This is a genomic window from Nostoc sp. UHCC 0870 (assembly GCF_022063185.1).
Lineage (GTDB): Bacteria > Cyanobacteriota > Cyanobacteriia > Cyanobacteriales > Nostocaceae > Trichormus.
Window position 1 is genome coordinate 377355 of record NZ_CP091913.1, and the last position, 14038, is coordinate 391392.

At 43.6% G+C, this 14038-nt stretch carries 15 protein-coding genes and 2 tRNA genes; 12 read left to right on the forward strand and 5 right to left on the reverse strand.

The features are described from left to right. Nucleotides 1–274 precede the first annotated feature (274 nt). A complete protein-coding gene (locus tag L6494_RS01615) occupies nucleotides 275–811 on the forward strand; it encodes a nucleotidyltransferase family protein (protein ID WP_237991133.1) in 537 nt (178 codons plus the stop codon). A gap of 25 nt (nucleotides 812–836) precedes the next feature. Here the strand turns inward: L6494_RS01615 and L6494_RS01620 are convergent, their stop codons facing one another. Further along, nucleotides 837–1937, reverse strand: coding sequence for a glycoside hydrolase family 3 N-terminal domain-containing protein (locus L6494_RS01620; protein WP_237991134.1), 1101 nt, complete (start codon nucleotides 1935–1937; stop codon nucleotides 837–839). Continuing rightward, nucleotides 1916–2236, reverse strand: a complete 321-nt coding sequence (locus tag L6494_RS01625; RefSeq protein ID WP_237991135.1) for a hypothetical protein — start codon at nucleotides 2234–2236, stop codon at nucleotides 1916–1918. Before L6494_RS01625 ends, L6494_RS01620 begins: the two co-directional genes overlap by 22 nt. Before the next feature lie 181 nt (nucleotides 2237–2417). Here L6494_RS01625 and pds point away from each other — a divergent pair, with 181 nt between their 5' ends. The 4 genes from pds to L6494_RS01645 all read left to right on the forward strand — a co-directional run bounded on the left by pds (nucleotide 2418) and on the right by L6494_RS01645 (nucleotide 6818). Further along, the gene (gene pds, locus L6494_RS01630) at nucleotides 2418–3857 is read left to right on the forward strand and encodes a 15-cis-phytoene desaturase (RefSeq protein WP_237991136.1); all 1440 of its coding nucleotides are present in this window, start codon (nucleotides 2418–2420) and stop codon (nucleotides 3855–3857) included. After that, nucleotides 3841–4773: a 15-cis-phytoene synthase CrtB gene (gene crtB / locus L6494_RS01635; protein WP_237991137.1), complete on the forward strand. Its 933-nt coding sequence runs from the start codon at nucleotides 3841–3843 to the stop codon at nucleotides 4771–4773. The genes pds and crtB overlap by 17 nt, the downstream gene beginning before the upstream one ends. A gap of 471 nt (nucleotides 4774–5244) precedes the next feature. Next, nucleotides 5245–5336 (forward strand) — tRNA-Ser (locus tag L6494_RS01640). A 162-nt stretch (nucleotides 5337–5498) separates the two neighbouring features. Further along, on the forward strand, nucleotides 5499–6818 hold the full coding sequence (locus tag L6494_RS01645) for an ABC transporter substrate-binding protein (RefSeq protein ID WP_237991138.1): 1320 nt from the start codon (nucleotides 5499–5501) through the stop codon (nucleotides 6816–6818). A 168-nt stretch (nucleotides 6819–6986) separates the two neighbouring features. Here L6494_RS01645 and L6494_RS01650 read toward each other — a convergent pair whose 3' ends face one another. Together L6494_RS01650 and L6494_RS01655 are read right to left on the reverse strand one after the other, a co-directional pair. After that, nucleotides 6987–7799 carry a hypothetical protein gene (locus L6494_RS01650; protein WP_237991139.1) on the reverse strand — a complete coding sequence of 271 codons (813 nt, stop codon included), beginning with the start codon at nucleotides 7797–7799 and terminating at the stop codon, nucleotides 6987–6989. A gap of 198 nt (nucleotides 7800–7997) precedes the next feature. Then, a complete protein-coding gene (locus tag L6494_RS01655; RefSeq protein WP_237991140.1) occupies nucleotides 7998–8942 on the reverse strand; it encodes a serine hydrolase in 945 nt (314 codons plus the stop codon). A gap of 6 nt (nucleotides 8943–8948) precedes the next feature. Here L6494_RS01655 and L6494_RS01660 point away from each other — a divergent pair, with 6 nt between their 5' ends. From L6494_RS01660 to L6494_RS01670, 3 genes are all read left to right on the forward strand, one after another. After that, nucleotides 8949–9650, forward strand: a complete 702-nt coding sequence (locus tag L6494_RS01660; RefSeq protein ID WP_237991141.1) for a C40 family peptidase — start codon at nucleotides 8949–8951, stop codon at nucleotides 9648–9650. 125 nt (nucleotides 9651–9775) lie between these two features. Continuing rightward, nucleotides 9776–10744 (forward strand): glycosyltransferase family 2 protein, encoded by a 969-nt coding sequence (locus L6494_RS01665; protein ID WP_237991142.1) that lies wholly within the window; start codon nucleotides 9776–9778, stop codon nucleotides 10742–10744. A 44-nt stretch (nucleotides 10745–10788) separates the two neighbouring features. Beyond that, nucleotides 10789–12024 (forward strand): MFS transporter, encoded by a 1236-nt coding sequence (locus tag L6494_RS01670; protein WP_237991143.1) that lies wholly within the window; start codon nucleotides 10789–10791, stop codon nucleotides 12022–12024. A 95-nt stretch (nucleotides 12025–12119) separates the two neighbouring features. On the opposite strand, the gene L6494_RS01675 is transcribed toward L6494_RS01670, so the two are convergent. Next, nucleotides 12120–12193 (reverse strand) — tRNA-Arg (locus L6494_RS01675). Nucleotides 12194–12230: 37 nt separating this feature from the next. Here L6494_RS01675 and moaC point away from each other — a divergent pair. The 4 genes from moaC to L6494_RS01695 all read left to right on the forward strand — a co-directional run bounded on the left by moaC (nucleotide 12231) and on the right by L6494_RS01695 (nucleotide 14008). Then, nucleotides 12231–12740, forward strand: a complete 510-nt coding sequence (moaC, locus tag L6494_RS01680) for a cyclic pyranopterin monophosphate synthase MoaC (RefSeq protein WP_237991144.1) — start codon at nucleotides 12231–12233, stop codon at nucleotides 12738–12740. A gap of 121 nt (nucleotides 12741–12861) precedes the next feature. Beyond that, entirely contained in the window at nucleotides 12862–13119 is a 258-nt protein-coding gene (locus L6494_RS01685; RefSeq protein WP_237991145.1) for a hypothetical protein, read from the forward strand. Between the two features lie 120 nt (nucleotides 13120–13239). Further along, nucleotides 13240–13548, forward strand: a complete 309-nt coding sequence (locus L6494_RS01690) for a DUF3181 family protein (protein WP_237991146.1) — start codon at nucleotides 13240–13242, stop codon at nucleotides 13546–13548. A 241-nt stretch (nucleotides 13549–13789) separates the two neighbouring features. After that, entirely contained in the window at nucleotides 13790–14008 is a 219-nt protein-coding gene (locus L6494_RS01695) for an acetyltransferase (protein WP_237991147.1), read from the forward strand. Nucleotides 14009–14038: the final 30 nt, after the last annotated feature.

Genomic DNA, 14038 nt, shown 5'->3' on the forward strand with positions numbered 1-14038 from the left:
AAGGGGGGAATTAGGATCAAAGTCCCCCTTTTTAAGGGGGATTTAGGGGGATCAAGCCACATTTAGCACCTAGCACTCCAGATGTGTGTATACCGTCAGTAGTCACAGGAGAAGGAAAGGTCATTGCGATCGCCTTTTCACCAAATTGGTAATTGGTAATTGGTAATTATGTGGGTTTCAAGCCCCCACTGATTGCAAATTGCGAATTGCGAATTGCGAATTGCGAATTGCGAATTGCGAATTGGTTTCACCCCCACCATTCCACGTCTAACTTATGGATCATCGAACTCGCTTACAAATGATTTTGGCTGATACACCTGTGGGTCAAGTATTACCTGCGATAGCTCAATTACATCTCCCCAATTGGTGGTTAGCTGGGGGTGCGGTGAGAAATACTGTTTGGCGTTCCATCTTTGGAGAGGAATGTGGGTTATTTATTAAAGATTTTGATATTGCTTTCTTTGATCAAACAGGCGATCGCACCCAAGAATTAGCCGCTAAAACCAGCTTGACACAACAGTTTCCCGATTATGAGTTTGATGTCAAAAATCAAGCTAGTTTCGCCCGTTGGCGTTCTGGCCGCCGTCCCTACACTAGTACAGAGGATGGGATTCAAGATTGGTTACACACGGCGACGGCTGTCGGTGTGAGGTTAAATACTCAAGGGGAATGGGAATGTTTTGCCCCCTACGGATTTGATGATTTATTTAATGGCATCATTCGACCGACACCAGCACATATTGATGATCCTGATGCTCACAATAAAGCATCTACCTTTTTAGCCAAGTGTCCGCATTTGATTAATTCGTAATTAAAGCGCGTTATCCATAACGTAATTATGAATAACTTGCTTCAAAAGCACAGGCGATCGCTAATTGGGCGTGCTGTAATAATGTATCTTTATCTAAAGTTTTCACATCATATTGTGGTGTAATTGCTAATAATTTTTCAATTCTGGCTCTAGCAGCTTCAACTACAAATGTAGCCAAGCTACCCTGACTTAACGCCGTAGCAAAATCTTCAGCTATTTTATAAGTCCGTTCCATAGATGATGAATGAATATTGCGCGACACGATAAATAAATCACACCCAGCGTTAAATGCACGCGCTACTGTTCCCTGTTGAGTAAACATATCGGAGACAGCTTTCATATCTAAGTCGTCAGACACCACCACACCCCCAAATCCCAATTCTTCCCGCAGGATGGTTTTAAGAATGGCTGGTGAGAGAGTCGCAGGCCAGTCAGGATCTATTTTGGGAAAGAGAATATGAGCTGTCATCATGATGGGAATTTGTGCCTCAATCAAAGCTTTAAATGGGATTAATTCTCGTACTCGTAAGTCTTCTATACTGAGATTGAGGATTGGTAATTCCACATGAGAGTCTTTACTAGTATCTCCATGTCCGGGGAAATGCTTGGCAGATCCCACAATTCCCGATGCTTTGAGTCCCTTGTAATATTCACAGACAGCTTTAGCAGTAGTTTCAGGGGTGCTACCAAAAGCGCGAAATCCAATAATAGGATTTTGGGGGTTGGAATAAATATCTGCTACAGGAGACCAAGATATATTAATCCCCAGTGATTTTAATTCTCTACCTGTGGCTTTGGCTACTTCCCGTGAGTGCGATCGCAACAATATAGCATGAGGAAACCTTGTAATTGGTAAAGGTGTCCGCACGACTCGCCCGCCTTCATGGTCTAATGTAAAAAACATCGACTCACGTCCAGCATATTCTCTGATTTGATGGTGCAAATCCCTAAAACTTTCCAGCCACACCTCATAAGGGACACCATCCAGAAAATTTTTGCCGAAAAATATTACCCCTACAGGTTTCAATTCACTCAGAGCGCGTTTATCCTCATCACTTAAGGTAGTACCAGAAATACCAAGAATGAGGTGATTGCCAAAGCTTTCTATTTGTTGTGATACTGGCATAATAATTTACTAAGCCCCGTTGGGGCGGGTGTAGGGGTGTAGGGGTGTAGGGGTGTAGGGGTGTAGGGGTGTAGGGGTGTAGGGGTGTAGGGGTGTAGGGGTGTAGGGGTGTAGGGGTGTAGGGGTGTAGGGGTGTAGGGGTGTAGGGGTGTAGGGGTGTAGGGGTGTAGGGGTGTAGGGGTGTAGGGGTGTAGGGGTGTAGGGAAAAAAGACGCTTCCCCAACAACAGAGCTTGTTAAAAGCCTCGCCCCAAAGGACGACTGCGCCCTTACGTTAGCGTAGCGGGAGTCCGGGTTCAATCCTCGTCCAACGCCTTAGACCCTTAGACCCTTATACCCCTACACCCTTATACCCTTATACCCTTAACAAATAGATGGAAATTACTAATTGTAAATTAGTAGCAATGCCAAATGTAACAGATTGCAACGTATAATGAGAACGATAAAACGATTAAGAAATATTGAAAAACAGTAGGTTTAAATGCGAGTAGCGATCGCTGGTGCTGGTTTAGCAGGACTTTCCTGCGCGAAATATCTCACAGACGCAGGTCACACTCCCATTGTCTTGGAAAGCCGAGACGTACTGGGTGGTCTTGTGGCGGCGTGGAAAGACTCTGACGGCGACTGGTATGAGACTGGATTACACGCCTTCTTCGGTGCATATCCCAATATGCTCCAATTGCTCAAAGAGTTAGGTATTGAAGACCGACTCCAGTGGAAAGAGCATACACTGATTTTTAACCAACCAGACAAGCCTGGAACACTATCACGGTTTGATGTTCCCGATATTCCCTCTCCTTTCAACGTGATTGCGTCGATTCTTCGCAACCAAGATATGTTGACTTGGGAGCAGAAGATTCGCTTCGCCATCGGCCTAACTCCAGCAGTGGTTCGGGGTCAGAAGTATGTTGAGGACATGGACAAGTACAGCTTCTTAGAGTGGTTGGAAAAACAAGGTGTTGATGAGCGCGTGACAAGTGATGTGTTTATCGCTGCGTGTAAAGCACTGACCTTTATCAATCCCGATGAAGTTTCTGCCACAATCCTCTTAACTGCACTCAATCGCTTTTTGCAAGAACGATATGGCTCGAAAATAGCATTTTTGGATGGTTCGCCGACAGAAAGGCTATGCAGTCCGATTGTAGATCACATCACAGCCGGTGGTGGCGAAGTGCGGCTGAATGCACCCATCAAAGAAATTGTCCTTAATGAAGATGGTAGCGTCAAGCACTTTGTTATTAGGGGATTAAACGGTGCAGATGATTACATTGAAACCGCCGACTTTTACGTTTGTGCCACCTCAGTAGACGTGATCAAAGCAATATTACCCAAGCCTTGGCAGCAAATGGAGTTTTTCCAGAAGCTAGAAGGATTGGAAGGAGTGCCAGTTATTAACCTGCACTTATGGTTTGATCGCAAATTGACAGAAATTGATCACCTATTATTTTCGCGATCGCCCCTCCTCAGCGTTTATGCTGATATGAGCAATACTTGTCGTGAATACGCTAATCCCGACCGCTCAATGCTGGAATTAGTTCTAGCACCGGCAAAAGATTGGATTAGTAAATCTGACGAGGAAATTGTCACCGCCACTCTTGCAGAATTAGAAAAACTCTTCCCCGATCATTTTGGGGGAGAAAATCCAGCCAAACTGCTGAAATCTCATGTAGTGAAAACGCCGCGTTCAGTTTACAAAGCGACCCCCGGTCGTCAACAGTACCGTCCCTCCCAAAAAACTCCCATTGCCAACTTCTTGTTATCTGGGAGTTACACCATGCAACGCTATTTAGGCAGTATGGAAGGAGCTGTACTTTCTGGTAAGCTAACAGCGCAGGCGATCTGCGAATCACTGCCAGTGGCCAATGCCTCTAACCTGCAAACGCTAACCCGACCGCCTGCAACGAATGCTGCAACTGCCTGATTCCCCCCCGCGCATGAAAACGCTGGTCTCTGTAGATGAGTCCTACAAAATTTGTCGGCAACTCACAGCCAAGTATGCCAAAACCTTCTACTTGGGTACTTTGTTAATGAGTCCGGCAAAACGTCAAGCTATCTGGGCAATTTATGCTTGGTGTCGCCGTACCGATGAACTAGTAGATGGTCCTACTGCTGCCATTACCACACCAGAAACCCTAGACCTATGGGAGCAGCATCTAGAGTCAATTTTTGCGGGTCATCCCGTAGAAAACTATGATGTAGCTTTGGTAGATACCCTGCAACGCTTTGCCCTCGACATTCAGCCCTTTCGGGATATGATTGCCGGGCAGCGTATGGACTTATACCGTAGTCGCTATGAAACCTTTGAGGAATTATACCTCTACTGTTACCGCGTCGCTGGTACAGTCGGCTTGATGTCAACATCTGTCATGGAAATAGACACCACCGGCAATACAGCCCCGTGGCATCAGCGTAAACAACCATATATTCCCACAGAAGAAGCGATCGCCAATGGTATTGCTCTTCAACTCACTAACATTCTCCGGGATGTTGGCGAAGATGCTAAGAGAGGGCGGATATATATTCCCCTAGAAGACTTAGCACAATTCAACTACACCGAACAAGAGTTCTTCGACGGCGTAGTCGATGACCGTTGGCGGGCGTTAATGCGCTTTCAAATTGAGCGGGCGCGGCAGTTCTACACCAAGGCTGAACAGGGCATCACTCATTTAGCCCCAGACGCACGCTGGCCTGTGTGGGCAGCATCCATGCTGTACGGGCAAATATTGGACGTAATCGAACGCCAAGATTACAACGTCTTTAATCAGCGTGCCTACGTCCCCCAATGGCAAAAGTTTCGCACCCTACCCATGGCTTGGATGCGATCGCAAGTGTTATGAAGAGTGCTGAGTAATGAGTGCTGAGTAATGAGTAATGAGTAATGAGTAATGAGTAATGAGTATCTTACTCAGCAATCTTCTTTTACCTGACTCATTATTAAGTGCTGAGTAAACTAAAAATCACTCAGAACTCAGAACTCACTACTCAGAACTCAGAACTCAGCACTCATTACTCAGTATGGGTACAATCCCCCACTCCTAAGTCTTCAACTTTGAATTTTGAATTTTGATAGGACTTATGCAACTGGCATATTTTTTGCGTAGGGTGTGTGACGCTGCGAAAGTATTTGAACGTAGTCATGAGACTTATAGCGTCACGCACCAACTGTCGATTGTGACACTTGAGTAAGTCCTGTTTTGAATTTTGAATTTTGAATTTTGAATTTTGAATTTTGAATTTTGAATTTTGAATTGGAGCGCAGCGACTTGACTTATCACTAAACATCTGCTACTATTAGTATTCGTGACCGTGGAGAGGTGGCTGAGTGGTCGAAAGCGGCAGATTGCTAATCTGTTGTACGGCAGGCAACTCCGTACCGAGGGTTCGAATCCCTCCCTCTCCGTTTTCCCATATCATAATGACACAGATTTTTTTGTGTTGTTTTATATCCAAAGGTAGATGTTATCATTTAACCTTTGGAGACTTGATAGGATACAGCTAAATTTAAAAATTTAGTTTGAATCTTACTTTCAAGCTCCCCTAGAATTGAGGAGTGAAAGTAATCATGACAAGAATTAGTGCCGCTCTTGCCCTAAGTTTAACTACCCTCGCAACTGGGTTTTTAATGGCAGCTTGTACAACCACCAATACAACTGATGGTACAGCTAGCAACACCACAGCTAGCCCAGCCGCCAACACAACAACTAGCAGTGGTACAGGATTAAAAATTGGCTCTTTATTGCCAACAACGGGTGATTTAGCATCAATTGGGCAGCAAATGGCCCCGGCTGTTCCTTTGTTAGTGGAAACTGTTAACGCCTGTGGGGGTGTTAATGGTCAACCAGTGACTCTGATTGAAGTAGACGACCAAACAGACCCCAAAGTCGGTGCAGCTGGTATGACTAAACTAGCAACTGTAGATAAAGTTGCTGGTGTAGTTGGTTCATTTGCTAGCAGTGTTTCCACGGCGGCGGTGTCAATTGCAGCGCAAAATAAAGTCATGCTGATTTCGCCTGGTAGCACCAGCCCCGTATTTACCGAAAAAGCACAAAAAGGTGATTTTCAAGGTTTTTGGGCGCGGACAGTTCCCCCCGATAGCTACCAAGGGCCAGCCTTAGCCGAACTTGCCATAAAAAAAGGCTATAAGCGAGTTTCTACAGTTGTCATTAACAACGACTACGGAGTTGGGTTTGAAAAAGCATTTGTCCAAGCCTTTGAAAAATTGGGCGGGACTGTAGTTAACAAAAATAATCCTGTCCGCTACGACCCAAAAGCTACTACCTTTGAAACCGAAGCAACTGCGGCTTTTGCGGGTAAACCCGATGCCGTCTTGGGTGTTTTTTATGTAGAAACGGGTAGCTTATTATTAAAATCAGCTTATCAGCAAGGTCTAACCCAAGGCGTACAAGTCATGCTCACAGATGGTATGAAATCAGATGAATTTCCGGCTCAAGTGGGTAAAACCAGCGATGGTAAGTACATTGTTTCTGGCGTTATTGGCACTGTACCCGGTTCTGATGGTAAGGCATTAGAAGCTTTTAAAAAACTCTGGCAATCTAAAAAAGGTGGTTCTCCTGGGGAATTTGCGCCCCAATCTTGGGATGCAGCCGCTTTGTTGGTATTAGCAGCACAAGCCGCTAAGGATAACACAGGTGTTGGTGTGGCGAATAAAATTAAGGAAGTATCTAATGCACCTGGTGTAGAAGTCAGTGATGTCTGTGAAGGGTTGAAGTTACTCAAAGAAGGTCAAGACATTAACTATCAAGGTGCTAGCGGTAATGTAGATGTTGACGCTAACGGCGATGTCATCGGTGTCTACGATGTTTGGACAGTACAAGATGATGGCAAACTAACAGTGATTGATAAAGTTACTCCAAAGCAGTAGAGAGTGCTGAGTGCTGAGTGCTGAGTGCTGAGTAGAGAGTGCTGAGTAGAGAGTGCTGAGTAGAGAGTGCTGAGTAGAGAGTGCTGAGTGCTGAGTGCTGAGTGCTGAGTGCTGAGTAAGATACTCATTACTCATTACTCATTACTCATTACTCAGCACTCACTAAAGTTAGAAGCCAGAGAAATTGTAGCCAACACCTACTAACAAGCCAATATCTGTTTCATCAAAAAATCCCGCATTGACCGCAGCAGTGGCGGTAAATTGAGCATTGATTGGTACATCAACACCACCAGATACTAAAACGGCAGTTTGGGAATTATCCCCAGTTTTAATAACTGCACCGACTCCTATATAAGGAGCGATCGCTAGCGGTTCATCAAATGGATCTGCTTGTTTAAAGGTAAAATCGTAGGTGACAGGAATTAAAATTGTGGTGTTATCCCCAAATATGGCTGAGGGTCTAATGGAGATACTGTTGCTTATTCCAATCTTGCTGATGGCTGCAAAATTGCCATCACCCAATGATGATTCACCGCCATTTATACCGATGTTACCAGCAACGCCGATATAGCTACTGCCGCCACGGGTACGTCTACCGACATTAATATCGGATTGTGCCACTGTGTTAGCAGCTGGTAGGGTAGCAGGTTGTGTAGATTCAGGGGAAACCAGAATACTTGATGTGGTTGCTACTGTTCCTGGGATGGGTGTAATTATATGATCTTCGGTGATGGTGCTAGAAAACTGTTGTGATACAGTCGCATCATCAGAGGTGGAACTAAGGATTGTTGCACTGGAGAAAGAGAAGTTTTGCTGTTCAGTTTCTAGTTCAGCATTTGATTGGATGGGAGATATGGTATTGGTAGCAGCTTCAACAGGAGATATTGTTTGAGCGTTAACAGATACACTAGTACCTATAACAGCTACAGCCGCTAAACTAGATAAGCAATAAAAGCCTTTACGCACAAAAATAGTATTCACATTCACTCCTAACAAAATGTTGCCACAATAGATAAATTATTACTCTGGGATTAATTCGCCAGAATTTTTTGTTTTGGGGCAATATCCAAACTTTAACACCAGACAATCCCTTCCTACATCCTGACTTGGATGTAAATACATAAACCACAGAGGCACGGAGACACAGAGATTGAAAATATTGAAATGAGAAGTGATGGGTTATACTCTGCTTTTGGCGATCGCTTCTTCTACTAAATGGGATATAAAAGGTAATAGCTGCCGATTTTGGGCGTGGTCTTTGCCTTCTGTAAATACTACCAATAAGTAGGGACTTTGATTTGGTAACTCGATATAGGCTGCATCATGACGTACTTGACTTGTCCAGCCAGCTTTTGACCAGATTTGAGTAGATTGGGGTAGTCCGCCACCTAAAAAGCCGGTTACTTGGTCTTCTTCAACATTTTTGGGTAAATCATCTCTGTTGAGACTGCGTTTGAGCAAAGCCATCATGTTTTGCGATCGCTCACTAGAAACCGCTACGCCTCCTACGATACTATGTAACAAACGGGCGATCGCATTTGTCGTCAACATATTGCGATTTTCAAACATCTCCCCATAAAATGCTCTATCCCTTCCATAAGGGCCATCACCCCAAGTTTTTTGACAGACGTTAATTGTTTCCATCTCTTCCCACCCCAAAGATTGGAAGTAGCGGTTAATCATATAACGCTGCTGTTTCCAAGTTTCAAAGGGGCCTGGTGGTAACTCCGGGCCGGATGTAGTCCCAGTCAAAATATCGACAACTAAACTGGTAGCATCATTGCTAGAATCAACAATCATATCGCGCAAAGCCCGCTCCAATTCCTTGGAGGTTTGGATCATGCCTTTTTCTATCCATTCATTGGCTGCTACTAAGTAAAACAGCTTAACTATACTCGCCGGATAAATACATTCCACACCACGATAATTAAAACCGCGTACAGGATGATGCCAAAAAGCATCGGGAGTTAAAGCCCCACCAGTATTAACTGGGACTGGTGGATCATAAACAATCCAAGTCAATGCTATTTGATTACGGGCTAAGGTCGGAAATGCTGACCAAGTAGCCTCTAAAATGCTATTACCCAGATTTTCTAGTTGTTCGTCTTTGCTAAAAAAAACCATTGCAGAATGCTCTCTAATTTAGAATCACAAATCCTCAACTTGACCTCAGATGAGTACCAGTGTCTAGCTGATTTAAACTTATATGATTCTTCTGAATGTACTCGCCTAGCAACTCAGGCCGCAGCTGGGCGACATTTGCGGGTAACATCAAATCAGCAAGGTACAGCAATTGAGGTGTATTTATGTGAGGATGACTATCCAGGTTGGGTATCTTTTAGTGATGTTGGTTTATTACAACCTGCTACTGTACTTTATCAGGCTCAGTCACTTTCCGAAGCTGAAATTCAAAAACTTCTACCAGAGGTGATTGCTTTTACTCAACAAGCTATGCAGCAGTCTAATTATTATCTCTGGGGTGGCACAGTGGGGCCAAATTATGATTGTTCTGGGTTAATGCAGGCGGCTTTTGTTTCCGTCGGGGTTTGGTTACCCAGAGATGCCTATCAACAAGAAGCTTTTACTCAATCTGTTACTATCACTGAACTAGCACCAGGGGATTTAATATTTTTTGGCACTCCGATAAAAGCTACCCATGTAGGGTTGTATTTGGGGGATGGTCATTACATCCATAGTTCTGGCAAAGAACAAGGACGTAATGGTATTGGAATTGACATCCTCTCGGAACAGGGAGATGTGGTCAGTCGGTCATACTATCAGCAGTTACGAGGGGCTGGGCGGGTTGTGAGAAGTTATGAGGGTAGGGGATAGGTGACAGGTGATAGGTGACAGGTGACAGGGGAGACAAGGTAGAACTTTTTAACCAATCCCCAATCCCCAATTTTGAATTTTGAATTTTGAATTTTGAATTTTGAATTGCTTATGAGGAGCATGGTTTGATTTCTGCTATTGTTCCAGATGTATCGGTGGTTGTGCCGGTGCGGGATGAGGTTGAGAGTTTGCCTTTGTTATTGGAGGCGATCGCTTCTTCTCTCTCTACTAGTGAGTTAAGCTATGAAATCATCTGCGTAGATGATGGTTCTAGTGATGGTTCGGCTGAGTTTCTCAAAGAACAAGCCCAAAGCCGCCCTGATTTAAAGGCGGTGATTCTGCGACGGAATTATGGACAAACTGCGGCGATGGCGGCTGGTTTTAAATATGCCCTAGGGAATGCGATCGTCACTTTAGATGCTGATTTGCAAAATGACCCAGATGATATCCCTATTCTCTTAGCCAAGCTAGAGGAAGGTTACGATTTGGTGAGTGGTTGGCGGCAAAATCGCCAAGATGGGGCATTAAATCGCTTGCTGCCTTCTAAAATTGCTAACTGGCTAATTCGTCGGACTACTAGCGTCTATATTCATGATTACGGCTGTTCGCTTAAAGCCTATCGAGCGGAACTATTAGCAGATATGAATCTCTACGGTGAACTACACCGCTTTCTACCTGCACTAGCTTACATCGAAGGCGCAAGAATTACGGAAATGCCTGTGCGTCATCACGCGCGGCGTTTTGGTCAGAGTAAGTATGGCTTATCGCGGACTTTCCGGGTATTGATGGATTTGCTCACCATCCTGTTTATGAAAAAGTTCCTCACCCGTCCCATGCACGTCTTTGGGTTGTTGGGGCTAATTTCGATGATTTTGGGGGCAGGTATAGGCATTTACTTGACGTTTATGAAGTTAGCGATGGGTGAGATGATTGGCAATCGTCCTTTGCTCATCTTGGCGGTGCTGCTTTTAGTTACGGGAGTACAACTATTTAGCTTTGGTCTGTTGGCAGAGTTATTGATGCGTACCTACCACGAATCCCAAGGAAGGCCTATATATCGCGTCCGGGAAGTTGTGGCAAAAAAAGATAAATAACGTAACAATATGTATGAAGAATCCAGAACTCAATTGCATCTGCCTTGAAAGCTTTTCATACCTTTGACGCAAATCTAAGACGTAACCTGCTGACTCTATTTACAGCAGGTTTATTATTCTGGTCTAGTACGGCGATGTTTTTGCCCACACTACCTGTTTACATGGAAAGTATAGGTAGCAGCAAGCAAGAAATTGGCATTGTCATGGGAGGTTTCGCCATTGGGTTGTTGCTGTTTCGTCCCATCTTAGGACGGTTGGCGGATCAATATGGTCGTAAGTTGCTGTTATTGATTGGTACAACAGTAGCCGTTTTAGCTCCCTTTGGCTATTTGGCGTTTACATCAATTCCTATGTTGATGTTGGTGCGAATCTTTCATGGTATTAGCGTTGCTGCTTTTACTACAGGCTATAGTGCATTGGTAGCAGATTTAGCCCCTATTGCTATTCGTGGCGAAATCATTAGTTATATGAGTTTAACTGCTCCTCTAGGCTTGGCAATTGGGCCGGCTTTGGGGGGATATTTAGAAGCTGAAACTGGTTACTCATCATTATTTCTGCTATCTGCGGCATTTGCTTCTATAGGGCTTTTAAGTGCGGCACAAGTTATCAATCCACCAGTACAGAAATATGAGCAAAATACGGGTAGCAATCAGAAATTTTGGCAAATTTTGATCAGTCCACGGGTGAGAGTACCAGCTTTAGTTATGTTGCTGGTTGGTGTCTCTGTCGGTGCTGTACACGTATTTGTATCGCTGTTCATCAAATCAACTCAGGTGGATTTTAACGCTGGGTTATTTTTTACAATTGCGGCGATCGCTAGTTTTAGTTTTCGATTATTTACAGGTAAAGCTAGCGATCGCTTTGGCCGTGGTTTGTTTATTACCTTTGGGATTAGTGCCTATACACTAGCCTGTCTCATCTTGTGGCAAGCTAACAGCACCTATGCTTTCATTTTGGCAGCCTTAGCTGAAGGGTGTGGCGGTGGTACAGTCATGTCCATGATTACTACGTTGATGACAGACCGTTCCTTACCACACGAACGAGGACGGATGTTTGCTCTTTGTATCGCTGGCTTTGATTTAGGACTGGCGATCGCAGCTCCCCTGTTAGGATTTGTAGCTGAAAAATTTGGCTATCAAACTATGTTTGGCTACAGTGCCGGTTTGACCTTCTTAGGACTCCTCATCTTCCTTACCCTATCCAGCAAAAATTTATCCCAATCCCTACGTTTCGCTTTAGGTCGCACTGAAGATACCTATTCGTTGAATAATGGGGAGTAGGGACTGGGGAATGGGTACTGGGGACTGGGTACAAACCAATGCCCAATACAAAAGGCAAGAGTAAATTATTAATAACTTACTCTTGCCTTTTCAAGCGGGCGAGGAGGGATTCGAACCCCCGACACCGTGGTCCGTAGCCACGTGCTCTAGTCCACTGAGCTACACGCCCCTACAAGAAATATATAGTAACACGCTCTTTGGGAATAATGCAAGACAATTTTCAAAAAAATTCTCCAAACCTTACTCACCTTGATAACCAGGGTCAGGCACAGATGGTAGATGTCTCAGCTAAAGCCTCTACTGTCAGGCAAGCTGTCGCGGCTGGCCAGGTGCGGATGCTACCAGAAACCTTAGCGGCTATTCAAGCTGGGAATACTCCTAAAGGGGATGTTTTAGCGACTGCGCGGATAGCTGGGATTATGGCAGCTAAACAGACTGCTAATTTGATTCCTCTGTGTCACCCCTTACCACTGCAAAAAGTCACCGTCGAAATTACACCTGATTCTGAACTCCCTGGTTATCAAATTCAGGCTACAGTCAAAACTAAAGCTGAAACAGGCGTAGAAATGGAAGCTTTAACGGCTGTTTCTATTGCTGCTTTGACTTTGTACGATATGGCCAAAGCCTTAGAAAAATCCATGCAAATTGAATCGATTCGATTAATCAGTAAAATCGGCGGAAAATCAGGAGATTATATCAATCATAGTGGGACGTAAACTAAAATTCAGTAAAAATTAATACTCAATATCATCCTCATCGAATGTTTCATTTAAATAGCAACTACATCCCTAAAAACTTTAAAATAATCAAGTGTATTAAAAATCGTAATAAATATTTATGCCTCCTCGTTGGCCTCGCAAACCCGATCGCAATGACCCTGAATTTCGCAAGTTAGACGATCGCATGAATTTCGCGGTTCATGTAGCCGTTGCTGCTACCATTAATTCTGGCTTATGGTTCTTCCATATCTTGAAAACAACTACTTGGGAGTGGTTGCCGTTGTTGACGGCGGGTTGGGTTTTAGTATTGTTGGTGCATTTAATTTACATTGTGGCGATCGCTAATTATTCACCTACACCCCCAAAATCCACCTAAAGAGGGAACACTCAAGCTGGGGCAATTGTAACCTGTGGTTGTGTGTTTGCCTGATAAATTGCGCGATAATGTTAATTAGTTCGAGACTTCGCGCTCTTTTTTTGATATAGGGTAATTTTTATGGCTAAGACTAACACCACAGAATTACTAGAAGCCCTAGCAGCTGAAATTGGTGACAGTATTTATTTAGATATTGCTAAATGGCATCTCTATCTATCTAATGCCAAGCTGCATACCGTCATTGCTGAACAGTTATATCCTTTAATTACTTCCAAGGCTGTCACTGAAGACCGAGTAATACAAGTGTTGGAATCTATCCCGGTAAAAATTGGCGGTGGTAGGAGAGAACTGCCTTTGCTCGATTTATTACCTCTGCAATGTCAAGTTAACTTGGTAGATATTTTAGAGAGATATCAACGCGAGATATAATTATAAGTGTAGGCAGGCAATTATATACACAATTTGATCAGCAAGGATTTCTACAATAGTTTTATTTATTGTGATTAATCTCCTGGCTTCAAATATTTGTGTTGGCTTGAGAAAATTTCAGAAAAATTAATCTTAGATAACCGCAGATAAATCAGATTTGTCTTTGTGTTCTGTTGCTGTGGAAATTTTAGTTTCCCTACAAATATAGTTTTCTAGATACTTTTTGATCGGAGGTAGTGAGATGTTTTTACAAATCAAAAATAGCCAAGATTTAGTCAAAATTCTTGATCTTCAAGAATTAATCGATCCAAATTTAGATATAGTTCATGGACAAGACCAAGAAGGTCAAGAAGAACAAGAACCTGATACTTTTAAAAAAGAAAATCTTGTCTTCCCTTCTGGAGAAGGTCTACCACGTTGTTGGTTAGATGCAAATTATAGAATGGCTAAAGCTTCTTGAATTTGAAAATTAATATCTTGATCAGAACCC